This is a genomic window from Marinococcus sp. LNSP9103-4 (assembly GCF_056034345.1).
Map to the genome: position 1 here is coordinate 1 of NZ_JBQLIA010000008.1, position 23,962 is coordinate 23,962.

Genomic DNA, 23,962 nt, shown 5'->3' on the forward strand with positions numbered 1-23,962 from the left:
TGCTGTGGCATCCGAAATGCCCTAAAAATGTGTTGCTTTTGATTGGGGCTCTGGCTTGTCTTTCCTTTTCAAAGAACAATCTGTCGTTATTTTCGCGACTTTTATATACTAACACCGGAGCGTTATTAAGTCAATAACTTTTTTCAGCTGCCTGAACAGCCCGCCGCTCTCTTTACGGCGACAAAAAATAATATATCATCGTTTCTTATTTGTACGCAACCCATTTTTATATTTTCTTTTAATTTTTTATATAAATGCCGGCTTTCGAGTCAGAAAGCCGGCAGAAAACTGTCTACTCTTCGTGAGAAACCTGGCTGCGCATTTGCGGAAACAAGAGCACATCTCTGATAGAAGCAGAGTTCGTTAGCAGCATCACCAGCCGGTCAATGCCTATACCGAGCCCTCCTGTTGGTGGAAGTCCGTATTCTATTGCTTCAAGATAATCGTAGTCCATCATATGAGCTTCTTCATCTCCAGCTTCTCTTTCTTCCACCTGTTTTTCGAACCGCTCCCGCTGATCTACAGGATCGTTTAACTCACTAAAGGCGTTTGCATGTTCACGTCCTACAATAAATAATTCAAAGCGGTCTGTAAATCTGGAATCTTTTTCATTTTTCTTTGCAAGCGGAGAAATAGCGAGCGGATGACCGTAAACAAAAGTAGGCTGAATTAGTTTTTCTTCCACAAAGTGCTCGAAGAATTCGTTAACCACATGACCAAAGGACATCGTTTCCCGAATAGGCACATTATGTTCTTTAGCCAGCGCTCTGGCTTCTTCGTCACTCATTTCCTGCCAGAAATCCACGCCGGTTTCTTCTTTGACAGCGTCTACAATGTGCATTCTTTTCCACTGATTACCGAGTTCAATCTGTTCGTCTCCGTATTGGAGCGTGGTACTCTCAAGTACATCTTCTGCGATCTGTACGATCAAGCTTTCGGTCAGGTCCATAATATCTTCATAGTCTCCGAAGGCTTCATACAATTCCATCATAGTAAATTCAGGGTTATGGCGGGTGGAAATACCTTCATTCCGGAAGACGCGGCCAATTTCATATACTTTTTCCATGCCACCGACAATCAAACGCTTTAAATGCAATTCAATCGCAATACGAATGTACAGCTCCATGTCTAGAGCATTATGATGAGTAACAAACGGACGCGCAGACGCTCCGCCCGGTATTGTATGCAGCATCGGTGTTTCTACTTCCAAAAAGCCCTGACGGTTCAAATGATTTCTCATGGATTGGATGATCTTACTCCGCATGATAAACGTATCTTTCACTTCGGGATTTGCAATAAGATCTAAATAACGCTGGCGGTAGCGCTGTTCAATGTCCTGAAGTCCATGGTATTTATCAGGCAGCGGGCGAAGAGCCTTTGTTAAGAGCGTTACTTCTGTGGCCCGCACAGATAATTCCCCTACATTTGTTTTAAATGCACGGCCGCGCACCCCGACAATGTCTCCAATATCCATATCCTTAAAGCCTTCGTATGCTTCGTCGCCGACTTCGTCTTTCCGTACGTAAATCTGAATCTGCCCTTCAAGATCCTGCAGGTGGGCAAATCCTGCTTTCCCTTTTCCACGCTTAGTGACCATGCGCCCCGCTATCGTAATATCCGTATTTTTTTCGCTCAGCTCTTCCTTAGAGAAGGCGTCGAACTCCCGGTGCATAGTTTTTGAATCATAAGTACGCGCGAAGCGTTCTCCAAATGGGTTTTTCCCTTCATTAATCAGCGCTTCTCTTTTTTCACGCCGTACACGGAACTGGTCGTTCAGCTCTTGATCCTGGCTCATAGTAGTCTCCCCTTTAGATCGCTTTTAATTTTTTCTTCTATTATATAATACCTTTTGTTTCCAGTTTTATTCCAGCACTCATAAACAGAGCGGCTTCCCTGGAAGAAGCCGCTCTGCGTGCAAATGCTTATGCCATACTGGGAGCTTCCGTAGAACCGACAAAATTATATAGTGTTTCCGCCACTTCATCGCGTGTATTCAGTTCATTTACTTTACCCCGTACCTTAGAGCCGCCGTGCATGCCCTTTAGATACCAGGCCACGTGCTTGCGCATTTCCCGCACAGCCACATCTTCACCTTTCAACTCTATCAAACGATCCATATGCACGATACACACATCCATTTTTTCCTTTGGAGTTGGTTCTTCTTCTACAAGCTTTCCTGTCTCCAAATACTGTACTGTCCGGTAAAACATCCAAGGGTCCCCGAGAGCGGCACGGCCGATCATGACTCCGTCCACTCCAGTCGTATCAAGCATCGCCTGGGCGTCCTGGGGAGTAGAGACGTCCCCGTTGCCAATTACCGGGATGTTCACGGCGTCTTTTACTTCCTTAAGTATTTCCCAATTTGCCACACCTTCATACATCTGCACCCGGGTGCGCCCGTGTACCGCTACGCCTTCGCCGCCGGCTGCCTCAATTGCCTGAGCATTCTCCACAGCCAGTATGTGCTCGTCATCCCAGCCCATCCGCATTTTTACCGTTACGGGCTTATCTACTGCGTTCACAGCTGCTTTTACCATTTGATAGATTTTATCCGGATCAAGCAGCCACTTGGCCCCTGCATCACACTTAGTGATTTTCGGCACAGGACAGCCCATATTTATGTCAATGATATCTGCATTGGTATGCTGATCCACTACTTCAGCAGCCCCGGCCATCGTTTCTTTGTCCCCGCCAAAAATCTGGAGACTGAGCGGCTTTTCCCTTTCATCCACGTAGAGCATCCGCATCGATTTTTCATTTTCATGCAGTATTGCTTTGTCGCTTACCATTTCTGCGCACACAAGCCCTGCTCCAAATTCCTTCGCAATCAGCCGGAAAGCAGGGTTGCTGACTCCTGCCATCGGAGCAAGCACCACCGGGTTATTCATTTCTATGTCACGAATTTTTAACACCACAGCAACCTCCTATGTGTTGTCTTTATTTTTCACGCGTCGTTGTTTTCTATTGACAGCTCGCCCCAGTATACTACGTCAGCCCGTTCTTTCTCTGGCAGATTTTTTACATACCAACGAACCGTCTTGTCCTCGTGAACAAAACGGTCGGGGGCAATATCAAAAAAGGGGACCAGAACAAAGGCCCGCTCAGTTAACCGGGGATGCGGAATAATTAAATGCTCCTTGTTCATATTTTCTTCATCATAGATAAGAATGTCAAGGTCCACCGTTCTCGGCCCCCATCGTTCTTCACGTATGCGCTCAAGCTCATGCTCGATCCGGTGAAGCGCCTCCAGCAGTTCTTCCGGTCCGTAATCAGTGCTCCATTCAGAAACCATATTCAGAAAATGCGGCTGATCGACCACCCCTACCGGTGCGGTTTCATACACCGGGGAAAGCTTTATCAGCTGCATCTGCTTCTCCTTTTGCATAGCCTGAACCGCCCGCTTTAAATACTCTTCCCGTTTCCCGAGGTTTGACCCCAGGGCAATAAAAACCTGGGGCATTACGGACGAACCCTGGTCATTTCAATGGCAACATGATCGTAGTGTCCCGGAATTGGAGGATCCGGTTTAATCACTTTTACATGAAGCTGCTTAACGATTTCAAAACGCGCAAATATTGTTTCAGCGATTTTTTCAGCAATAGTTTCTACCAGCCGGAATGTTTGGTTTTCCACGGCATCTTTCACCGCTTCGAATGCTTCGGCATAGTTAACGCTTTTTTCTACGTCATCCTCTGCCGCTGCCGGCTTTAGATCCGCTTCGAGTACTAAATTGACGCGAAAGCGCTGGCCGAGCCTGTTTTCCTCCTCAAACACTCCGTGATAAGCGTAAAACTCCATTCCCTGTAAATGAATTTTATCCAACCGAATGCTCCTTTCTTACTCCGAGCATAGCGTCCATCATCCGGGCTACGCGCGTCATTTCTTTTACGTCATGCACACGGACAATATCGCACCCGCGTTCAATACCAAGGCTTACTGTAGCGCCTGTTCCTTCTACCCGGTCGTCGGCAGGAAGCTCAAGCGTTTTTGATATGAGCGATTTACGGGAGCTGCCAAGAAGTACGGGATACGAAAGCGACGTAAACTGATCCATTTTCCGCATCGCTTCCAGATTCTGCTCATAGGTTTTTGCAAAGCCTATGCCGGGATCCAGAATAATACGGTCTGCTTTGACTCCGGCCTTCTCGCAAATGGCTATGCTTTCATAAATATCCTGAATCATGTCCGGCATCAAATCCTGGTACTCAGTATTATCCCGGTTGTGCATCAAAATTATTGGCACGTCGTATTCAGCTGCTACCCGGGCCATGTCGGGATCTGCTTTTGCTCCCCACACATCATTAATGATATCCGCCCCAGCTTTAACAGCTGCCTCGGCGGTGGACGCTTTATAGGTGTCCACGCTGATAGGTACGCCTATACGGCTCCTCAGGGCTTCGAGCACCGGGACAATCCGCCGCTGCTCTTCTTCTGCTTCTACAAATGCCGCCCCGGGGCGTGTGGACTCCCCGCCGATATCGATAATATCCGCTCCGTCCCCCACCAGTTTTTCTGCCTGCGCGACAGCATGCTCCACCTCGCTGTAACGGCCTCCGTCAGAAAAGGAATCCGGCGTCACATTTAAAATCCCCATGACAAACGTTTTTAAGGAAAAATCAAGCTCCCAATTCTTCCATCGCATTACCTGATTGCGCATTTTCTCTCCTCCCTGCCGTGCCAGCTGTTATTTTCTCTCTCTTTCTTTCTGGTAGCGGCGGTGCAGCAGCCGGGCCGCTGAATAGCTTGGAAAATAATAATCCCCAAGGGCACGGACCGCTGCAATTTCCTGAATAGAATTCGTGACAAACATTTCTTCTGCCGTTTCTATATCCTGCGGGAGGAAGTGGCCTTCCTCCACGGTGTAGTCATTTTCATGTGCTAACTGTATCACAAATTGACGGGTAATGCCGTTTAAAATACCTGTCTCCACTGCCGGTGTATACAAAGTATCTCTTTTCCGCCAGAAAATATTGGACACGATGCCTTCTGCAGCATATCCCCCGCTATTGACGAAAATACCCTCCGCCGCCGGACGGTCTTTTATTTCCTGCTTGGCGAGCCAGTTGTTCATATAATGGTGGGACTTCATGCGTTCCCGGCCTTCCGGACTGTTGCGCCTCAGCTGAAGCCATAAGGCGTCCTTTTGCATAGGTTCTGCTCCCGCTGCCGGAAGCGGCTTCATGTAAATAACAATAACCGGCTCAAGATAGGGAGTCGTTTGAAGCCCCAGACTTCCGGGCCCTGCGGATACATTATATCGTACGTAGGCATTCTCTAGCCCATTGGCGTCGAGCAGCTGCTGAATTTCTCCCTCCACCGTTTCGCGTTCATAGCGGAAGACAATGCCGAGCTCTTCTGCGCCGGCTTCGAGCCTTTCCATATGAGCATTCAGCAAAAACGGGTGCCCGTTATACACCCGAAACGTCTCAAATAAGCCGAGCCCGTACATAAAACCGTGATCAAACACAGAAAGACGAGCTTCGCCCGCCTTCTTTACCTCACCGTCTATATATACATACAATACTACAGCACCTCTTCCGACTGCCGGTGCCGATCCACAAAGCGCTTGAGCATCTGTTTCCCTTCACCGGTCATAATCGATTCAGGGTGAAACTGCACTCCTTCCACAGGAAGGGTGCGATGGCGAATACCCATAATCTCCCCGGCGTCCGTTTCAGAGGTGATGTCAAAGCAGTCCGGCAGTGTTTCTCTTTTCACAATTAACGAGTGGTATCTTGTAGCCGTCAATGGATTTGGAAGATCGGTATAAATACTCACACCGTCATGGTGGATCTCCGATGTTTTTCCGTGCATCAGCCGTTCCGCCCGTACAACATCGCCGTCAAAAGCCTGCGCAATCGCCTGATGGCCGAGGCAGACACCAAAAATCGGGATTTCACCGGCAAAGCGGCGTGTCGCTTCGACGCTGATCCCCGCCTCATCCGGACTGCAGGGCCCCGGGGAAATCATCAGAATATCGGGATTCAAATGGGCAATCTCCTCCACCGTGATTTGGTCGTTGCGCCGCACTTCGAGTTCTTCTCCCATTTCTCCGAGGTACTGCACGAGGTTGTACGTAAACGAGTCATAGTTATCAATCATTAAAATCATGCGAAAATCTTCCTTTCTATTCTAGTCTCAGCTCTGCTCGTGGGTGATGCCGGCCTCTGCTTCACTCTGTCTTTTCGCTTCCCATAACGCTTTGGCTTTTTTGATTGATTCTTTGTATTCTGCTTTTGGATCAGAGTCGATAACGATCCCGGCCCCTGCCTGAACATGGGCGTACCCGTCCTTGGCAAGCATGGTGCGAATAGAAATGTTCAGCTCTGCATCCTTGTTGTAGCCGATCCAGCCAAACGCTCCTGTATAAAAACCCCGGCGTACCGGCTCGAGCTCTTCAATAATTTCCATTGTCCGTACTTTCGGAGCACCGGTGATCGTCCCTCCCGGGAACACTGCCCTTATCATATCATACACCTGCTCTGTTTCAGCAAGTATTCCTCTTACATTAGAGACAATATGCATCACGTGGGAATACCTTTCCACTGCCATTAATTCATCCACTTTTACAGAACCATAGCGGCAGACACGGCCCAGATCATTTCTTTCAAGATCGACGAGCATGACATGCTCGGCCCGCTCTTTTTCTGTGCCCATCAGCTCCTGTTCAAGCGCCATATCCTCCTGTTCGTCCTTCCCTCTCGAACGGGTTCCGGCAATCGGGCGGGTGGACACCTCCGCACCCCGTTTTTTTACCAGAAGCTCCGGGGAGGCACTGACCGTCTGCCAGTCCGGTGTATGCATATAGCCCATATAGGGGGAGGGATTCAGCTCTCTCAGCTTTTGATAAATATGAAAGGCAGAGGTATGCAAAAGCTGTGTCTGGCGAGTGGATAAATTCACCTGGAAGACATCCCCCGCAGCAATATACTCTTTAATCTGCTCTACTGCTCCGCCGAACAATTCCCCGGAAAAGGAGGGCACCGACTTTTCGGCAGATACAGCCCCCTTCGATTCTGAACGCTCCTGTCCAGCAGACTTTTCTGCCGCCTCCATCCATGTTTTTTTCCATTTCTCGACGAATTTAACGGCGTCTTCCCCTTCAGCATGTAAATGCCATACCCACGTTTCCCCGGTTTTTTTATCATGAATGAAAAACAGGTCATACAGTAGAAAATACGCATCCGGCATCCTAAGGTCATCCACCGCGAGTTCCGGCAGCTGTTCAATATAACGTACATAATCGTAGCTTATCTGGCCTACCGCTCCCCCCTGGAACGGCGGCAGATCCGGATCCTCTGGAAGATTGTACGGCTCCATCCATTTTGCCAATGCTTCAAGTGGATCTCCTGCATGCATTTCAGTACTTCCATGTCTATGAAGGCTCGTCTCTCCATCTTTCCCTTCCACTACCGCAAAGGGGCAAAGGCCAGCGATATCGAGTTCGCCCTGACGTCCACTTTCAAGCAGCACATGGTAGGGTTCTTCCCTGGCAAGAAAGTCGAACGCCTGAAAAAACTGGTCATTCGTCTGAAAAAACGACGTCGTAGTCTGTGTATATGATTCTCCTGCTTGAGGCCCTCGGGCCAGTCGCTCATCCATTATGTGTATGCCCCCGGTTTCATCCAATTCTCTCTTTTTTTACAGAAAATTCTCTTTACATTTCTACCAAGTCTACGAAATTTTTTATAAAAAAACAATCAGAACGCTGCGTTTGCTTCATTACCCTTTTTCGTTCCCATTCACTCCAAATAAACCAAAGCGCATCATTAAAGCTATTTCCATAAAAAAAGCCCGTCCCTTTTTGAGGGTACGGACTTTTAAACATTTTTTATCTCAGTCTACAGTGTCTTCAAACTGGTAAAGAGGCGTACTCAAGTAGCGCTCTCCGTTACTAGGAATAACAGTCACGACCTTTTTGCCTTTGCCGAGCTTTTTCGCTTCCTGAAGAGCCACATAAATAGCCGATCCGGAAGAAATACCGCCCAAAATGCCTTCCTCGCGGGCAGCGCGGCGGGCATATTCAAACGACTGCTCCGTGGTTGCTACCGCTACTTCATCGTAAATGTCTGTATCCAGCGTACCCGGTACAAAACCGGCACCGATGCCCTGAATTTTGTGAGGGCCTTTATTTCCGCCGTTTAAAATTGGGGAATCTGCTGGCTCAATACCTACAATACGCATCTCCGGATAGTGCTCCTTCAAAAGGCCGCCTGCACCGGAAATCGTGCCACCGGTCCCGATTCCGGAAACGAAGGAATCAATCGGCCCGTCAATCTGCTCCAGCAGTTCGCGGCCGGTAGTTTCACGGTGGATTTTCGGATTGGCTTCGTTTTCGAACTGCTGCGGCATAAAGTAGCCTTTTTCTTCAGCAAGCTCATTCGCTTTAGAAATCGCACCACCCATGCCGTCAGGTCCTGGTGTAAGCACCAGTTCCGCACCGTATGCACGAAGAAGATTGCGACGCTCCATGCTCATTGTTTCCGGCATTACCAACACCGCCGGATAGCCTTTGGCAGCAGCTACCATCGCAAGGCCGATGCCTGTGTTACCGCTTGTTGGTTCAACGATTGTATCCCCTTCTTTTAAACGGCCATCCCGTTCAGCAGCTTCGATCATAGCAAGACCAATACGGTCTTTAACACTGCTTCCTGGATTCATATACTCAAGTTTCAAATAAACATCTGCATCATTTTCCCCGGTTAAACGGTTTAGTTTTACTACGGGAGTATTTCCAATGAGTTCTGTAACGTTATTTGCAGCCTTCATTCATGCTCCTCCTTCAAATACCAAGTAAATTTATTGGTTTTATTATAATTTAATCGTACCAATTTGGTCAACTTCTGTCAATCTGTAGATCAAAAGGCGCATAAATAATCTAGGAGCGGTTTTCAATTTCAGAGGTGCGCTCTTTCAAACGCTCCAGATCATCCACATCCAGGTGATAGACCTCGTTACAAAAGTGACAAGTTGTCTCGGCTCCTCCGTCTTTTTCAATCATATCCTGGAGCTCGTCGGTACCAAGAGAAATAATCGCATTTTCCACCCGCTCCTTGGAGCACTGGCAGGAAAATTGAACCGGCTGGGTATCGAGCACATTCACCTCTTCACCGAGGATAATATGAAGAATTTCCTCCGGGGTTTTACCGTGTTCAATCAGCTTGGAGACCGGCGGCATCTGCTGTATCTGCTGCTCAAGACGCGCTACATATTCTTCCTCTGCATCAGGAAGAACCTGAATAATAAACCCGCCTGCTGCTTTCACAGAGTTATCCGGGTTTACAAGGACTCCGAGACCGACAGACGAAGGCAGCTGCTCGGAATTCGCAAAGTAATACGTAAAATCGTCTCCGAGTTCACCGGAAACAATCGGAACGTTGCCGGTAAACATGTCCCGCATGCCAAGATCTTTAACGACCGATAAGGTTCCTTCTGTTCCGACGGCACGGGCTACGTCCAGTTTACCGCTGTCGTTCAAATCGAAGTGAACCTGCAGGTTGTGGGCATATCCCCTCGTATCACCCGAAGAGTTACTGTCGACAATAATTGGACCCATCGGCCCATGCCCTTCAATTTTAATGGTCAGTTTATCGTCGCCTTTAAGCATCGCTCCCATCATGGAACCCGCTGTCATCGCCCGGCCTAAAGCCGCCGAAGCAGTCGGCCATGCCTGGTGGCGTCTGACCGCCTCATCCACCATTTCTGTCGTGTGTACGGCGTAAGCACGAACCTGATGATTAAACGCTGTTGCCTTTACTAAATAATCCTTCATTGATTTAATTCCTTCCTTTCCACTCTTGCTCTCTATATCATAATATTATCTTTGAAAACCTGATACATAGTATTGTACAAAACCAATTGAAAAACAACTAATCCGCTCGCATGCTTTCTGTTTATGCTATACCGCAGAACGTGCGGAGAAAAACATCCGCTCTCTTTTAAGCATACAAAAAAGGATGCCCGCTTAAAGGCACCCTTTCTTTCATGCTAGTCACGACGGTTCGTATCGTCGCTGTCGGAGCCCGAGTCCGAAGAAGTTGTCGTTTCTTCAGAAGAGGTTTCCTCCGAAGAAGATTCACCGCTGTCATCTTTTAGGACGTGGTCAGCCTGCTCCTCTTCATTTTTTTGCTCTTCGCTTTTCGTAGCACCCATCTCTTCATCCGATTTATTCGAATAGTGATCCTCTGGAAGCTTGCCATCTTCAACAAGGGAACGGATCTGCTCTGCATCCAGCGTTTCCAGCTCCAGAAGGCTTTGGGCTACAAGCTCAAGCCGGTCTTTGTACTGCGTAAGAATCTGTTTACAGCGTTCATACGATTCCATAATGATTCTTTGCATCTCATTATCAATTTCGTGAGCGATAGCGTCACTGTAATTTTGTTCGTTCTGCATGTCACGGCCGAGGAATACCTGGCCGCCGCCGCTTGAGCCAAACTGCAGCGGGCCGAGCTTTTCACTCATACCGTATTCGGTAACCATGCGGCGGGCGATATCTGTAGCACGCTGGAAGTCATTATGGGCACCTGTACTCACTTCGTTAAACATAACTTCCTCTGCCACACGGCCGCCTAACAGGCCGACAATTTTATCGAGAAGCTCCGGCTTGGTCATAAAGTAACGATCTTCCTTCGGAAGCATCATTGCATAACCGCCGGCCTGGCCGCGCGGAACGATGGTTACCTTGTGCACCATATCCGCGTTTTCAAGCTTCATACCAACAACTGTGTGGCCTGCTTCGTGGTGCGCCACGATGTTACGTTCTTTTTCTGAAATAACGCGTGATTTTTTCGAAGGACCGGCAATAACGCGGTCAATCGCTTCTTCCACATGCGTCATTCTAATCTTCTGCATATCAGCACGGGCTGCCACAAGCGCCGCTTCGTTCAGAAGGTTTTCGAGGTCCGCCCCGGTAAAACCAGGCGTACGCTGTGCGATGGCCCGGAAGTTAACGTCTTCTGCAAGCGGCTTGTTGCGCGCATGCACCTGAAGGATTTCTTCCCGGCCGTTTACGTCCGGACGGCCGATAAGAATCTGACGGTCAAAACGTCCTGGACGGAGAAGTGCAGGGTCGAGTACGTCGGCACGGTTAGTCGCTGCAATGATAATGATACCTTCATTGCCGGCAAAGCCGTCCATTTCAACCAGAAGCTGGTTCAGCGTCTGCTCACGTTCATCGTGGCCGCCGCCGACGCCGGCACCACGCTGTCTTCCCACTGCATCAATCTCATCAATGAAAATAATACACGGTGAATTTTTCTTCGCGTTTTCAAAAAGGTCACGTACACGGGAAGCACCGACACCGACAAACATTTCCACGAAGTCTGAACCACTGATGGAAAAGAACGGTACGTCTGCTTCTCCGGCGACCGCCTGGGCGATCAGCGTCTTACCTGTACCCGGAGGACCGACAAGAAGTACGCCTTTTGGAATACGGGCACCGATGTTGGAGAATTTACGGGCATCTTTCAGAAAGTCAACGACTTCTACAAGCTCCTGCTTTTCTTCCTCCGCACCGGCTACGTCTTTAAAACGCACCTTCTTTTTGTCTTCCTGGTACATCTTCGCCTTACTTTTACCAAAGTTCATCATCTTGCTGCCGCCGCCCTGGGACTGGCTGAGCAGGAAGAAGAACAGAAGGAAGATAATGATGAATGGAATCATCGTTGTAAGGAAAGTAACCCAGCCGCTCGTTTCTTCTTCCGGCTGCGTATCAAATTCGACAGCGTTGCCGTTAGGCCCCTGTGCTGTCTGCAGCTGCTGTGTTGATTCATCTGTCATCGGAATATACGACTCGTACGTTTCCGCATTTTCAGTATCTTCACTGGTGGCAGCTGTTACATTGTAAACTCCGCCCTCGGGCTGGAGCGTAATAGTAGCAAATTCGTTCTCACTAAGACGTTCATTGAACTCTGTACTGCTGATTGTATTTGTATCTCCACCATCGTTTTGGGCAAAGCTGATAATCCCTATAATAACCAGGAATAAAAAAAGCCAAAACACAGTGTTACGAAAAATTCGGTTCATTCCTGACCTCCTCCTGCATACATCGAAAGCTGCAATAATAGTATCATATTCACTTGTCTGTTCCTAATCATCCGCCTTGATAAATCTCGGGCTTTAATACACCGATATACGGCAGATTCCGGTATCTTTCTGCGTAATCCAGACCGTAGCCCACAACAAATTCATCCGGCACTGTAAAGCCAACCAGGTCTGCGGTAAGGTCCACTACCCGTCCCTCCGGCTTATCCAGGAGCGTTACCACTTTTAACGACTTTGCTCCCCGGGTCTGCAGGAGGCTGATTAAGTATTTAAGCGTGCGCCCGCTGTCAATAATGTCTTCAAGTATTACGATGTCTCTGTCGTAAACCGTTGTATCCAGGTCTTTGATAATTTTAACTTCCCCAGTGGAAACCGTGCCCCCGGCGTAGCTTGAAACGTCCATAAAATCCATCTCAAGATGAATGTTCATGCGCTTGACAATATCAGCCATAAAAGGAAGTGCTCCTTTTAAAACTCCGATCACTAAAGGAAAACGCCCGTCATATTCTTCCGTAAGCGTTGTGCCCAGTTCTTTAATTTTTGTCTGCAGTTCTTCTTCCGAGATTAATATATCCTGTATTTCGTCGTGCATCTGAATGTCTTTACCCTCCCAAGCGAATTTCATTCTTTCATCCGGGCTGAATTTTAACAGCCGCTGTTTTATTTTATAAAACTATAGTCACAAAACAGAAGCATTACAACCATGTTATAAGCTGCCATTGTTAAAAATGGTCCATTTTCAATCATAGCACGTATAAAGGGAATTTGCTTCCCTGCACAACAAATTTTCCGAAATTGTCACTTCTTATTTCACGTGCCTGCCCAGTGCTTTTTCCATACGAAATAGGCTGATTCTTTTTCATAGCGAAAGGAGGTACGCAGGCCGGGGAGCCATAAAATAGTCCCTTTTTCATCTGTAAATACGGGCCGGTGCGCACGTTCATGCTTTGGAACTTTTTCGTCTATAAACAGACGATGAATTTTTTTCGCTTCCTTCATGCCTGGTATATGTATTCGGTCCCCTGCGCGCGGGGGTCTTACGTATATCGGGAACGAAAGAATTCTTTCCGGGACAGCCACCCACCAATCCGCATCCTCCGGACGGTCACGACTTACCCTGACGACCCCGGTGCCGTATTTGTAGTTACCGTAGTCAGAAATACGGACCAGTTCAGGAAAAGAAGGGCCGGATTTTCCCCTGCATAAGAATTCCAGCCTATCGTAAGATTTACGGACCAGTATCCCCCCGGGTAAATGAAGCTCTCCTGAAGCGCCGGCGGCAGAAGCCAGACTGATACAGGAATCCACCAAAGAAGCCGAAATACCTGTTTCTTCTGCAGAAAAATAATAATTTAATAGTAGCGAAACCGTTTCCCTTTGTAAAGCAAGAGGGGTTTCATGAAAAAAATCCATTCTTACAGCTGTATAATTAAGTTCCAGCTTTTCTCCGTAAAAATCGAGAGAAGCACCTGCCTGGCTGCGCATATAGTTTTGCTGTTCTTTATGCCATTCATATTTTTTCTGCATGTGCTGATGCACTGAAGGAAATTCACCTGTCAGCGCCGGAATGACGTGGCGGCGCACCCGGTTGCGCCTGTAATCGTCCGTAGCATTGCTTTCATCCTCCACGTAAGGTATGCCGTGCTCTTTGCAATAGAGCAGAATTTCTGTTTTTTTCACACCAAGCAGAGGACGTGCAACCTTCAAACCGTTCATTGCACGCTTCGGGGCAATTCCTTCTTCACCGAGAAGCGACCGGCCCGAAGCTGCCTGCATGATCATCGTTTCAAGCTGATCATCTGCATGATGGCCGGTCATCAGCACGCTGTAGTCAAAATGTTCCATAGTGCGGAAAAAGAAATCATACCTTTTTTTCCGGGCCGCTGCCTGTGTCGCCTTTTCATCAGGGGTTTCTTTCATAAACATTGCCGCTGAAAAAAAAGGCAGCTGCTGATGCTCCGCCCACGTCCGCACCATCTGCGCCTCGGATTTCGATGTTTCCGGACGGAAGCCATGGTTTACATGCGCAATTCCCAGGGTGAATTCATATTTACTCTGTAAGCTTTTCAGGATGGACGCAGCTGCCATGGAATCCGGGCCCCCGGAGACCGCTGCGAGTACTTTCGCTCCCGGTGGTATCATTTCCCATCTGGTGATCCATTCTTCAACGATGTGTTTCATAACGCTGGCCCACCCCTTTGCCAACAGAAAATACCGAAAATGCGAACACGAGGCCAGCCGCAATTGCAATGGCCTGCAGCACTGTTTCCACGCCCTGCTCCAGTCCGTATAAATACCGTTCCTGTACGAATGCAAGCATCGTTTCATACGCCCTGCTGCCAGGGATCAGTGGAATGATTCCCGGGAGACTGAAGGTTGTCACCGGGACTTTCATAAACCGGGCAAACCATTGGCTGACAAACGAAGCAAAAAATGCAGCTACCGCCGCCGCAAAAACGAGCGACAGGCCTAAAACCGGCATTAGTGAATAAATCGCCCACGTGCCTACACCGATAAACCCGCCCCACCAGACGAGCCGGAGCGGAATATTAAAAATAATCGCAAAAGCGATCGTCGCGACAAAACAAAGGCCCAGCTCTAATGCAAACATCGCCATCGTTATTTCCCTCTTTTCCTCAGTCTATACGAAAAAAATTGTGAGTGCTACTGCCACACCGCCTGCTATAGACATGCTTGAGACAGCCGCTTCGGCGCCCCTGGCTACTCCTGCCACCAGATCTCCCGACATTAAATCACGCACCGCGTTCGTCAGCGGCACACCTGGTACAAGAGGAATAATCGTGCCGATAATTACCTGGTTGGTATTCATTACAAGTCCCATCTGCACCATCAGCATGGCTATTAAAGCACCCGTGAATGAGGCCAGAAACTCCGAGAAAAACTTCACTTTCAGCCTCATTTGGTAGCGTACGAGCGCTACCGCTGTCACGAGTCCGCCAAGTGCGGCCGGCAGCATATCCATAATGCTCGAGCCGATCAAATAAGAAAAAGCGCCCCCGCCAATACCGGAAGCCAGGTAAATGAACCATACAGGATAATTCATCGGTGATTCTTCGATTTCTTTTAACTGCTTCTTTACTTCCCTTGAAGTAAGAAGACCACTCACGTATTCCCTCGACAGCTGGTTGACTGAGGTCACCTTGCTCAAATCCTGGTAACGCTCCTCAATTCGGAGCATCTGTATATGATCACGCTGGTCTACAGGCGATTTAAACGACAAAAAGATAGCTGTTGTCGTCACAAATGTATTCACCTGCTCCATTCCGGCAGCCCGGCCCATTCTCCGCATTGTGTCCTCTATCCGAAACGTTTCTGAACCGTAGCGGAGCATAAGCTGTCCGGCATGCAGACACATAGCCATAATGTCATCTGCTTTTTCCACGTGCCTCCCCGCCCTTCCTCAATTAATATGTAAATGTGCTTTCGCTTAAAGTATAGAATACTCGCCAGCGGAACAAAAGTAGTTTTCAGCAGTGAAACCGCTTTAATTATCTGGAACAAAATAAAACCACTGCCCAATTGGCAGTGGAAGCATTCAAGTTATAATTTGGTAGCGGCGGAGGGGATCGAACCCCCGACCTTACGGGTATGAACCGTACGCTCTAGCCAGCTGAGCTACGCCGCCATTTATTGCGACATTCACGATTATAAATTGTTTTTGTATTAAAAGTCAATATGCGCTATGAAATTAATTTCTGCTGAAGCATTTCCCCAAACAAAGAGAGCCTGCCGTGCGTTGGCAGGCTCTCTCCAGGGTTGGAAGCTTTCGGCATTACTTGCGGGATTTTTTTCCTCGTTTTTCAGTTTGCTTACGGATAGTGGCCAGGCGTTCTTCACTGTCTTTCATGAAGCTGCTCATTTTGTCTTCAAAGCTTGCCGGACGCTGCTGCGGAGGCTTCGATCCTCCACGTGGCCGGTCTCCCCCGCTTTTTGGGCGACCGCTGCCGCTGCTTTTCGGGCGTTCTTCCTGAGGACGGTCCTGCGCCTTACGGATGGAGAGTCCGATTTTTCCATCATCCTCTACCTTCATCACCTTTACTGTCACTTCATCCCCGACGGACAGAAAATCACTGATGTTTTCCACGTATTTATCCGCGACTTCACTAATGTGAACGAGACCCGTTTTTCCCGGCTCCACTTCTACAAAAGCGCCAAACTTCGTAATGCCGGTAACCTTGCCCTGTATCTTGCTGCCCACTTCAATTGCCATCTAAAAAATGCTCCTCCTTATGGATCCTATATGAAATATAAAAAGAGATTAGTGCAAAAGAAAGAGAAACGCCTCACGTTTTCAATTTCTCTGTGTCCAAGTAATTATACTCGAAGCCAAAAAACAATGTCAATTAGATGAATCGCTTTCCGGAAGTTTATAAAGCGTTTCCCCTTCTTTAGTTAAATAATACTCTTCCCGGGCGACTTCTGCTATGTAATCAAGGTCGTTGTAATCCTCCACCTGCTGATTTAAATCCGCTTCTTTATCCTCAAGGTTCGCCATCTGCTCTTCCATCTGATGCTGCTCCTCATTATTGGCTGCAATGGTCTGCCACTGTGAGAATAAAGTAATTCCCATTAATATGACGACAAAGGCAGTAACAACGGTTAAAGCAGTCATTCTTTTTTTCAATCCACGGCGCTGCTTCTGTACTGAGGCTTCTTTACGGGCATCTGTTTGTGTCTGCTGGTGGGAGTGCGGTCTATGAATGTTTGTTACTTTTTTCTTTTCTTCAATCAATCAAGAGCTCCTCCTTCGCTTGTCTCTGCAAGCTTTGTTGTAAAACAAGCGCTTTATAAACCGTTTACGATTTTAGTTATGTTAATCATAACGGAGCAGCGAAAGAGTTTCAACACGGTTTTTCCTCTTTATTACAGTTTTTCGCTTTATTTTTTCTGTTTTCGCAGGTTTTCTTCCATACTAAATAATAAAGCCGCCCCAAAAAGGAACGGCCGTTCGTATTATTTGCTTTCTTCTTCCATCAGTGTATACATCGATTCTGCTTCATCTTTTTTCGTTGTATCTTTAATGGCTTCCACTCTTAATTTTAATGTCTTCGAAGCAAAACGTACGATGATTTCATCCCCAGGCTTTACTTCCGTTCCGGCTTTCGCCTGATTACCGTTTACCGTAATGCGTCCCTGGGCAGCTACTTCCTTTGCAAGAGTTCTTCGCTTAATCAGCCGGGACACCTTTAAAAACTTATCTATTCTCACCGTTACCGTTCCTCCTTCTTCGCTTCCTGCCACCATGCTTCCGCTGTCTGCAGAAAGTTTTCTTCCTTCCAGTGCCGGTTTTCTTCATTCATTTTCTGCTCAATGTAGGCAAAACGACGGAAAAACTTCTGGTTCGTCTGTTCGAGCGCTTCCTCCGGATGTACGCGAAAGAACCGGGCAAGATTAACGAGCACAAATAAAATATCCCCAAATTCCTTTGAGCTGTTTTGTTCGTTTTCTGCACGAAGCTCCGCTTTCCATTCGTCTATTTCTTCGTGGAGCTTGTCCCACATCGGAGCATCATCGCCCCAGTCGAACCCGGCCTTTGCTGCCTTTTTCTGAATTTCGTAGGCTCTCATTAGTGCCGGCATTGCCTGCGGAATATCCGCTAGTACAGAATCCTCTTCGCCATCTTTGCTTTTTTCAGCTTTTTTAATCTGTTCCCACTGCGTGTTCACTTCTTCCGGGGTAGCCGCCGCTGACTCTGCAAACACGTGTGGATGCCGGCGGATCATTTTTTCCGTTACTGATTCCACCACATCATCAATGGTGAAAAAGCCTTCTTCTTCCCCAATTTGAGCATGAAGCATCACCTGAAGCAAAATGTCCCCCAGCTCTTCCTGCAGGTTGTCGTCGTCTTCAGCATCGATGGCACTTAATACTTCATAGGTTTCTTCGAGCAGGTATTTTTTCAGCGATTGGTGCGTTTGTTTCCTGTCCCATGGGCACCCGTCCGGAGCCCGGAGAGAGGCGATAATGCTGCGCAATTTGTCCCAGTCTCCGAACCGGGCCGAAAACGGCAGCGGCGGCACATAAACGGACATTAGATTATCGACAAAGTCTTCGCGGTCAAGCTCGTACAGCGGCAGCTTCTGAAGCCGTTCTGTTCCGGTTCCCGCTCCGGAAATCATGTGTACGGTGTGCTCTTCCGGATACAGCTCCATCAGCGTCAGCTTCACCTCTGAAGCTGTCATACGATCGTACACCTGGGTAAGCAGCAAATGGGTGGAGGTCTGCACGTCTTCTCTTTTCAGCGCCGTCGCATCCAGCAGCTGGAAGCCTTCACTCGGATCCAGCCGCAGGGATGCAAAGACAGGGTCTAAAAAGCTTTGTCCGCCCACGATGTCCACCCGGCATTTTTCGGCCTTTTCTGCTTCAAGCAGGTGCTGCACCACCATTTCTGCCACTAGCGGATGACCCGGGACTGCGTAACAAATTTCCCCGGAAGCTTTGGAAGCCATAAGCAGCTCTTCCGTCATTATTCCGTATGCCTCTTCAAACGAATCTGTCTGTTCGTAGACCTGGTCAAAGGTTTTATGCGCCGGCAGCTCTTCCTGAAGCTCTCTGACTACCGGGTGCTCCCTGGTACGTAAATACAGAGAGGAAGCTGCGCGGAGACGACGGTAAACGTCCAGGGGGAGCTGCCCGGCATCTCCTGCTCCGAGCCCTAAAATGGTAATAACTGGTCGCGTGTCTGCATTATTCATTAGGAAGTCCCCCTCTTTTCATTCTTATTTCCGCCTGCGGAAAATATGTTCCACTCCTGGCGTTCGAAAAGTTTTAAGCCTTTGACAAGAGCAAGGCACAATGTCACGCCGGCCCCGGCCAGACCCAGGGCCCACATGCCAGCGACCGTCCGTGCGTCTACGCTGGCGGCAGGCAGCTGCAGCATCCACAGTCCAGCGCCAAGCAGGACTAAAAGAGTCACCCAGCAGACGCACCACCTGGGGGAAGGCCAGGAAATCAGCCGGTACTTCTGCAGAAGCGCTCCCTGCAGAAGGCTCGTAACAGCAAGGCCGCCGATCGTTGCCGCAGCTGCACCAACTGCGCCAAAGGACGGTATAAGCACTATATTTCCGACGAGCTTTATGATTCCTCCAGCCACTATTGATCCGGCAGCTATCCGTACATAGCCTCCCCCCTGGAGAATCGCGTTCGCAGTTACAATCCATCCGCTAAACAGAAGTGAAATAGCGAGCGCAGCCATAAGCTCTGTTCCCCTGCTGTTTTCAAACAGCATCACATTCACAAAGTCAGCTACTGTATAAAGGCCTACAGCCGCCGCTCCGCCGATAACCAGACTGATCCGAAGAGCAAGCCCACCGAGGAAAACTCCTTCCTGTCCGCGCAGCGAAGGGAGTACAGCTGCTGCGAGCGCCGTAGATACTACCGTGCCGAACTGGAGAAGCGGCTGTGCCCGGTCCAGAACACCCTTCGTTTCTTTTGCATCCTGTCCGGAAACACCGTAAGCCTCAAGGCCGGGGACTACAGTAAACGCATCTATCCATTGATAAAATAAAAACACCATTGCACCGAGACAGGCAACTACCCCCGGGATAAGCAGTTTTTTCACCATTGTTTTATACTCGTTTCCGGCTCCCCGAAAAAGAAAAGGCAGTGGTTTGCGACGATGCTGAAACCACCCGAGAAACAGCAGAATCAAAGCCCCAACACCGGCGCCTGCTATGGAAGCTCCCATAGCTCCGGCACCTACGTTATATACCCCCTGCCCAGCCGATACTGCTGCCCAGGCAGACAACAAAATAAAGGTTACCCGGCACACCTGCTCTACTACATGCGATAAAGCTGTCGGCTCCATTTTCCCTCTGCCCTGGTAATATCCGCGTCCAAGCGAAAGTACAGGCACGAGGAGAAAGACGAATGAAGTCATACGAAGTACCGGCGTAAGCTGTTCATCTCCCATGAATCCAGCCACCACAGGCGCAAAAAGAAACAAAAGCACAAAAGCCGATACTCCTGCAGATATCAGCACCACTCCAGCCGCTTTCATCGTTTCAAGCCGGTCGGATGCTTTTTTCTGCTGTATCATTTCACCAGCCAGTACAGCCGGAAATCCGTAAAGAGCAAGAATCATCGCTATACCGTAGAACGGGTACACCTGCTGGTAAACATAATACCCAATATCTCCGGTCATATTCTGGTATGGAATCCGGTAAACAGCGCTGAATACTTTTCCTATCAGGGCAGCTGCTGTCAGCAGGGAAACGCTTTTTAGTAAACGCGCGAAAGAGCGTTTGTCATTTGTCATCTTCGGTCCCTTCCATCCGCCCGCTCTATTTCGTGGACGTTGTTTCTTCCGGCTCTTTTTTTGCTTCCTGTACCCCTTTTACGACCGCCTGCACAGAAGTGAGTATTTTCATTTCTTCGAGCCGCTGGTGCTGCACTGATATCTGAATCTTTTTCCCGCTGGTCCCGATACCTATATGACGTCCCAGATCATTTACAAGTCCGAACAGCGAAGCACCATCTGCTTCACTGCTTGCTTTTTCACTCACCAGAATAATGGTTTTGTTAGCCTCCTGGGAAACCGACTCCACTCCGGAAGCTTCCGCGCGCAGACGAATATTACTGAGAATAAACAGCTTTTCCACTTCCACCGGGTATTCCCCGAAGCGGTCGATCATCTCACTCTGCAGATCTTCCATATCCTCAAGTGTCTCAAGCCCACGGAAGCGTTTATACATCTCTATTTTCTGCTTGGAGTCGTCAATATAAAAGTCAGGGATGTAGGCATCTGCTTTCATATTCATCTCCATCTCCGGCTCCTGCTGCTTCGGCTTATCTCCCTTACGTTCTTCAATAGCTTCTTTAAGCATCTGTGAGTACAAATCAAAGCCAACGGATTCAATGTAGCCATGCTGCTCTGCACCGAGCAGATTACCCGTGCCGCGGATGGAAAGATCTCTCATGGCAATCTTAAAGCCCGAGCCGAGCTCCGTAAATTCCTTGATCGCCTGCAGCCGCTTTTCCGCAACCTCAGAAAGCACTTTGTCGCGCTGGTACGTGAAATACGAATACGCTACGCGATTGGACCTGCCGACCCGGCCGCGGATCTGATACAGCTGAGAAAGTCCCATCCGGTCAGCATTGTTAATAATAAGCGTATTCACGTTCGGGATATCGACTCCTGTTTCTATAATCGTTGTTGTGACCAGTACATCCTTGTTGCCCTCTAAAAACTCCACCATGACTGATTCAAGCTCCTGCTCATTCATCTGTCCGTGAGCGTAGGCGACCTCTGCTTCCGGCACAAGCATCGAAATCTGGTCAGCCATCCGGCTGATATTATCCACCCGGTTATGCATAAAGTACACCTGGCCGCCACGGCTGATTTCACGTTCTATGGCTTCTTTAACGAGCGTCGGATTGTATTCCATCACATACGTCTGTACCGGAAAACGATTTTCCGGCGGGGTCTCAATAACTGAAAGATCACGAACACCGAGCATCGACATATGCAGCGTTCTTGGAATTGGCGTCGCCGTCAGCGTTAACACGTCAATGTTTGCCTTAAGCCGTTTGATTTTCTCTTTATGAGTAACTCCAAACCGCTGTTCTTCGTCGACAATCAGCAGACCTAAATCATGAAACTGTACGTCCTTGGAAAGCACACGGTGCGTGCCGATCACAATATCGACGCTTCCTGCTTTCAGTCCCCGGGTTGTTTCGTTCTGCTGTTTTTTCGTCCGGAAGCGGCTCATTAAGCCGATGTTGATCGGTTGCTCGGCAAAACGCTCGGTGAGCGTATCGAAATGCTGCTGGGCCAAAATCGTTGTCGGCACCAAAATGGCCACCTGCTTGCCGTCCATTACTGCCTTGAACGCTGCCCGTATCGCCACCTCTGTTTTTCCGTAGCCGACATCCCCACACAACAGGCGGTCCATCGGACGTTCGCGCTCCATGTCTTCACGGATTTCTTCAATTGCTTTTATCTGATCCTCCGTTTCCTGGTAAGGGAACGTAGCGGCAAACGCCTGCTCTTCCATTGCATACCGGTTAAAGGCGTGCCCTTTCGTAGCCTCCCGTTCTGCATACAGCTTGATCAGGTCGTCGGCGATGTCTTCCACAGAGGACTGTACTTTGCGTTTTACACGCTTCCAGTCGTTGCCGCCGAGTTTATAGATTTTCGGATCCTTTTCTTCTGACCCCACATACTTTTGAACCTGGTCAATCTGTTCGACCGGCACATACAGTTTATCGTTGCCCGCATAGGACACGTTTAAGAAATCCTGGTGCACTCCTCCAACGTCCAGAGTTTCCATCCCCAGGTATTTCCCGATGCCGTGGTTCACGTGAACCACAAGGTCTCCCACCTGCAGCTCCGAATAGCTCTTGATACGTTCGGCATTGTTCAGCTTTTCCCGGCGTCTTGAGCGGCGCACCTGCTTGGTGAACGTCTCCTGCTCTGTAATGACGGCAAGCTTCTCCAGCGGCAGTTCAAATCCGCTGTCGAGCCGCCCCTGCACAATAGCAGGCCGTCCCGGCGTAAACGGTCCATCCTTGTCTGCGCGCTCTGCTTCTACTCCGTAATCATCGAGAATTCTCTGCAGCCGTTCGAGCCGGTCTTTGGTCTCAGCGGCAAAAACGATACGAAATCCGCCGTTCTGCCAGCGTTCAATTTCATTTTTCAATACCGGCAGCTGACCGTGGAACTGCTGCATCGCCTTGCTCGTGACGTTCGCCACCCGGCGCGGGTGAAACTCGGATAAACTGCGGGTGAATAAAGAAAAAAGCACCTTCGGAAAATCGATGTTTTTCATAAGCGTATGGAACGGCACCGAAAGCTGCATCTCTACCGGCAGCTCCCCCTGCTCCACCATGTTTGTCCGCCATTCTGCCTCTTCTTCATCCAGCCGTTCTGCTGTTTCCTGTACCCGGCTCACTTCATCGATAAAAAAGACCGTTTCCGGGGAAAAATAATTGCTCAGGGTAGCCGGCTCTTCATAGAAAAACTGCATATATTTGTACAGACTTTGAAAACGTACGTGCTGCAGCAGCTGCTCCCGCTCTTCCGACAGGCGCTCCTGCACCTTCTGTTTCACGGTCTCGTCCTTGACCTTTTTCAGCGTTTTGCCCAGGCTGTCTTCAAGCTGCGAGGCTGCGCGCTGAAACTGTTCCGGATAAAGAATTGTCTCCTGAGCCGGACTAATATTCACTTTAGTAATCTGTTCAATTGTCCTCTGGTCCTCCGGATTAAACAAACGAAGAGAATCAATTTCTGTATCAAACAGCTCCAGGCGCACCGGATTGTCCGCTGTAAGCGAGTAAATGTCAATAATACCGCCGCGAATGCTGAATTCACCGGGAGCCGCCACCATATCGGCCCGCTGGTAGCCGGAAGCATAGAGAAATTGCTGAAACGCATCCAGATCAAGATCGTCCCCGTTATGCAGCGGCCACTGGGCTGCTTCCCAGACAGCAGGCGGAGGCAGCAGACGGCGCAGCCCGGCCACCGGGCTTACAATAATTCCGTCAAAGCCGCTGACCAGACGGTCGAGCACTTCAATCCGCTGCGACCTCATTTCCGGGCTCGCTACCGCAATTTCAGCAGAAATAAGCTCATTGACCGGATAAATTAATACGTCCTTTTCTGACCATTCCAACAAATCATCGTACAGCTTCTGCGCCTGATACAACGTATGCGTCACTACCAGCTGAGGCTTTTGCGTCTTCTCCTGGGCAAGCGTCATAAATAACGTTCTTGCCGAGCCGCTGAGCCCTGAAATCAGCTGCTCCGAAACCCCGTTTTGGAGGTCGCTGATAACTGCGCTGATCTCCGGATTGGAGGCCAATATCGATGGTAAACCCTTCATGCTCGTTCCTCCCTGTTTATGGCGATCTCTTTTTTTTATCACGCAAAAGGGGAGCGGAACCTGGCAGTCCCACCCCG

Annotated in this window: 21 protein-coding genes and 1 tRNA gene; all 22 read right to left on the bottom strand. The window is 48.9% G+C overall.

Features of this window, described 5'->3' with window-relative positions; genetic code table 11:
- Nucleotides 1-292: 292 nt before the first annotated feature.
- The 22 genes from lysS to mfd all read right to left on the bottom strand — a co-directional run bounded on the left by lysS (nucleotide 293) and on the right by mfd (nucleotide 23,885).
- Complete coding sequence (lysS, locus tag ACTRXG_RS07365; protein WP_474284488.1) at nucleotides 293-1,795, bottom strand: lysine--tRNA ligase; 1,503 nt, start codon at nucleotides 1,793-1,795, stop codon at nucleotides 293-295.
- A gap of 127 nt (nucleotides 1,796-1,922) precedes the next feature.
- Nucleotides 1,923-2,912: a tRNA dihydrouridine synthase DusB gene (gene dusB, locus ACTRXG_RS07370; RefSeq protein WP_322525259.1), complete on the bottom strand. Its 990-nt coding sequence runs from the start codon at nucleotides 2,910-2,912 to the stop codon at nucleotides 1,923-1,925.
- A 32-nt stretch (nucleotides 2,913-2,944) separates the two neighbouring features.
- Complete coding sequence (gene folK / locus ACTRXG_RS07375) at nucleotides 2,945-3,460, bottom strand: 2-amino-4-hydroxy-6-hydroxymethyldihydropteridine diphosphokinase (RefSeq protein ID WP_474261148.1); 516 nt, start codon at nucleotides 3,458-3,460, stop codon at nucleotides 2,945-2,947.
- Nucleotides 3,460-3,822: a dihydroneopterin aldolase gene (gene folB / locus ACTRXG_RS07380; protein ID WP_474261149.1), complete on the bottom strand. Its 363-nt coding sequence runs from the start codon at nucleotides 3,820-3,822 to the stop codon at nucleotides 3,460-3,462. Before folB ends, folK begins: the two co-directional genes overlap by 1 nt.
- On the bottom strand, nucleotides 3,815-4,657 hold the full coding sequence (gene folP / locus ACTRXG_RS07385; RefSeq protein ID WP_474261150.1) for a dihydropteroate synthase: 843 nt from the start codon (nucleotides 4,655-4,657) through the stop codon (nucleotides 3,815-3,817). Before folP ends, folB begins: the two co-directional genes overlap by 8 nt.
- Nucleotides 4,658-4,684: 27 nt before the next feature.
- On the bottom strand, nucleotides 4,685-5,521 hold the full coding sequence (pabC, locus tag ACTRXG_RS07390) for an aminodeoxychorismate lyase (protein ID WP_474261151.1): 837 nt from the start codon (nucleotides 5,519-5,521) through the stop codon (nucleotides 4,685-4,687).
- Between the two features lie 2 nt (nucleotides 5,522-5,523).
- Nucleotides 5,524-6,111 (bottom strand): aminodeoxychorismate/anthranilate synthase component II, encoded by a 588-nt coding sequence (pabA, locus tag ACTRXG_RS07395; RefSeq protein ID WP_474284489.1) that lies wholly within the window; start codon nucleotides 6,109-6,111, stop codon nucleotides 5,524-5,526.
- Nucleotides 6,112-6,138: 27 nt separating this feature from the next.
- Nucleotides 6,139-7,602, bottom strand: coding sequence for an anthranilate synthase component I family protein (locus ACTRXG_RS07400; RefSeq protein ID WP_474284490.1), 1,464 nt, complete (start codon nucleotides 7,600-7,602; stop codon nucleotides 6,139-6,141).
- A gap of 234 nt (nucleotides 7,603-7,836) precedes the next feature.
- The gene (gene cysK / locus ACTRXG_RS07405) at nucleotides 7,837-8,769 is read right to left on the bottom strand and encodes a cysteine synthase A (protein ID WP_474284491.1); all 933 of its coding nucleotides are present in this window, start codon (nucleotides 8,767-8,769) and stop codon (nucleotides 7,837-7,839) included.
- 109 nt (nucleotides 8,770-8,878) lie between these two features.
- A complete protein-coding gene (gene hslO / locus ACTRXG_RS07410; RefSeq protein ID WP_298786971.1) occupies nucleotides 8,879-9,772 on the bottom strand; it encodes an Hsp33 family molecular chaperone HslO in 894 nt (297 codons plus the stop codon).
- A gap of 215 nt (nucleotides 9,773-9,987) precedes the next feature.
- Nucleotides 9,988-12,024, bottom strand: coding sequence for an ATP-dependent zinc metalloprotease FtsH (gene ftsH, locus ACTRXG_RS07415; RefSeq protein WP_474277734.1), 2,037 nt, complete (start codon nucleotides 12,022-12,024; stop codon nucleotides 9,988-9,990).
- A gap of 67 nt (nucleotides 12,025-12,091) precedes the next feature.
- Nucleotides 12,092-12,634 (bottom strand): hypoxanthine phosphoribosyltransferase, encoded by a 543-nt coding sequence (gene hpt, locus ACTRXG_RS07420; RefSeq protein ID WP_027847186.1) that lies wholly within the window; start codon nucleotides 12,632-12,634, stop codon nucleotides 12,092-12,094.
- Between the two features lie 218 nt (nucleotides 12,635-12,852).
- The gene (tilS, locus tag ACTRXG_RS07425; RefSeq protein WP_474284492.1) at nucleotides 12,853-14,223 is read right to left on the bottom strand and encodes a tRNA lysidine(34) synthetase TilS; all 1,371 of its coding nucleotides are present in this window, start codon (nucleotides 14,221-14,223) and stop codon (nucleotides 12,853-12,855) included.
- Nucleotides 14,207-14,659, bottom strand: coding sequence for a threonine/serine exporter family protein (locus ACTRXG_RS07430; RefSeq protein WP_022792856.1), 453 nt, complete (start codon nucleotides 14,657-14,659; stop codon nucleotides 14,207-14,209). Before ACTRXG_RS07430 ends, tilS begins: the two co-directional genes overlap by 17 nt.
- 24 nt (nucleotides 14,660-14,683) lie before the next feature.
- Entirely contained in the window at nucleotides 14,684-15,445 is a 762-nt protein-coding gene (locus ACTRXG_RS07435) for a threonine/serine exporter family protein (protein WP_322525270.1), read from the bottom strand.
- A gap of 166 nt (nucleotides 15,446-15,611) precedes the next feature.
- Nucleotides 15,612-15,688, bottom strand: a tRNA-Met gene (locus ACTRXG_RS07440).
- Nucleotides 15,689-15,835: 147 nt separating this feature from the next.
- Nucleotides 15,836-16,273: a S1 domain-containing RNA-binding protein gene (locus tag ACTRXG_RS07445; RefSeq protein ID WP_322525271.1), complete on the bottom strand. Its 438-nt coding sequence runs from the start codon at nucleotides 16,271-16,273 to the stop codon at nucleotides 15,836-15,838.
- A 129-nt stretch (nucleotides 16,274-16,402) separates the two neighbouring features.
- Nucleotides 16,403-16,795, bottom strand: a complete 393-nt coding sequence (locus ACTRXG_RS07450; RefSeq protein ID WP_474261159.1) for an FtsB family cell division protein — start codon at nucleotides 16,793-16,795, stop codon at nucleotides 16,403-16,405.
- Between the two features lie 221 nt (nucleotides 16,796-17,016).
- Nucleotides 17,017-17,271, bottom strand: a complete 255-nt coding sequence (locus tag ACTRXG_RS07455) for an RNA-binding S4 domain-containing protein (RefSeq protein WP_091615012.1) — start codon at nucleotides 17,269-17,271, stop codon at nucleotides 17,017-17,019.
- A 2-nt stretch (nucleotides 17,272-17,273) separates the two neighbouring features.
- On the bottom strand, nucleotides 17,274-18,758 hold the full coding sequence (gene yabN, locus ACTRXG_RS07460) for a bifunctional methyltransferase/pyrophosphohydrolase YabN (protein WP_474284493.1): 1,485 nt from the start codon (nucleotides 18,756-18,758) through the stop codon (nucleotides 17,274-17,276).
- Nucleotides 18,758-20,320, bottom strand: a complete 1,563-nt coding sequence (locus tag ACTRXG_RS07465) for a putative polysaccharide biosynthesis protein (RefSeq protein ID WP_474284494.1) — start codon at nucleotides 20,318-20,320, stop codon at nucleotides 18,758-18,760. Before ACTRXG_RS07465 ends, yabN begins: the two co-directional genes overlap by 1 nt.
- A 25-nt stretch (nucleotides 20,321-20,345) precedes the next feature.
- Nucleotides 20,346-23,885, bottom strand: a complete 3,540-nt coding sequence (gene mfd, locus ACTRXG_RS07470; protein ID WP_474284495.1) for a transcription-repair coupling factor — start codon at nucleotides 23,883-23,885, stop codon at nucleotides 20,346-20,348.
- Between the last annotated feature and the right edge of the window lie 77 nt (nucleotides 23,886-23,962).

Excerpts from the sequence above, each read along its gene's own strand:
- lysS (WP_474284488.1), bottom strand. The coding sequence starts at position 1,795 with ATGAGCCAGGATCAAGAGCTGAACGACCAGTTCCGTGTACGGCGTGAA.
- folK (WP_474261148.1), bottom strand. The coding sequence starts at position 3,460 with ATGCCCCAGGTTTTTATTGCCCTGGGGTCAAACCTCGGGAAACGGGAA.
- folP (WP_474261150.1), bottom strand. The coding sequence starts at position 4,657 with ATGCGCAATCAGGTAATGCGATGGAAGAATTGGGAGCTTGATTTTTCC.
- pabA (WP_474284489.1), bottom strand. The coding sequence starts at position 6,111 with ATGATTTTAATGATTGATAACTATGACTCGTTTACGTACAACCTCGTG.
- ACTRXG_RS07400 (WP_474284490.1), bottom strand. The coding sequence starts at position 7,602 with ATGGATGAGCGACTGGCCCGAGGGCCTCAAGCAGGAGAATCATATACA.
- cysK (WP_474284491.1), bottom strand. The coding sequence starts at position 8,769 with ATGAAGGCTGCAAATAACGTTACAGAACTCATTGGAAATACTCCCGTA.
- hslO (WP_298786971.1), bottom strand. The coding sequence starts at position 9,772 with ATGAAGGATTATTTAGTAAAGGCAACAGCGTTTAATCATCAGGTTCGT.
- ftsH (WP_474277734.1), bottom strand. The coding sequence starts at position 12,024 with ATGAACCGAATTTTTCGTAACACTGTGTTTTGGCTTTTTTTATTCCTG.
- hpt (WP_027847186.1), bottom strand. The coding sequence starts at position 12,634 with ATGCACGACGAAATACAGGATATATTAATCTCGGAAGAAGAACTGCAG.
- tilS (WP_474284492.1), bottom strand. The coding sequence starts at position 14,223 with ATGAAACACATCGTTGAAGAATGGATCACCAGATGGGAAATGATACCA.
- ACTRXG_RS07430 (WP_022792856.1), bottom strand. The coding sequence starts at position 14,659 with ATGGCGATGTTTGCATTAGAGCTGGGCCTTTGTTTTGTCGCGACGATC.
- ACTRXG_RS07445 (WP_322525271.1), bottom strand. The coding sequence starts at position 16,273 with ATGGCAATTGAAGTGGGCAGCAAGATACAGGGCAAGGTTACCGGCATT.
- yabN (WP_474284493.1), bottom strand. The coding sequence starts at position 18,758 with ATGAATAATGCAGACACGCGACCAGTTATTACCATTTTAGGGCTCGGA.
- ACTRXG_RS07465 (WP_474284494.1), bottom strand. The coding sequence starts at position 20,320 with ATGACAAATGACAAACGCTCTTTCGCGCGTTTACTAAAAAGCGTTTCC.
- mfd (WP_474284495.1), bottom strand. The coding sequence starts at position 23,885 with ATGAAGGGTTTACCATCGATATTGGCCTCCAATCCGGAGATCAGCGCA.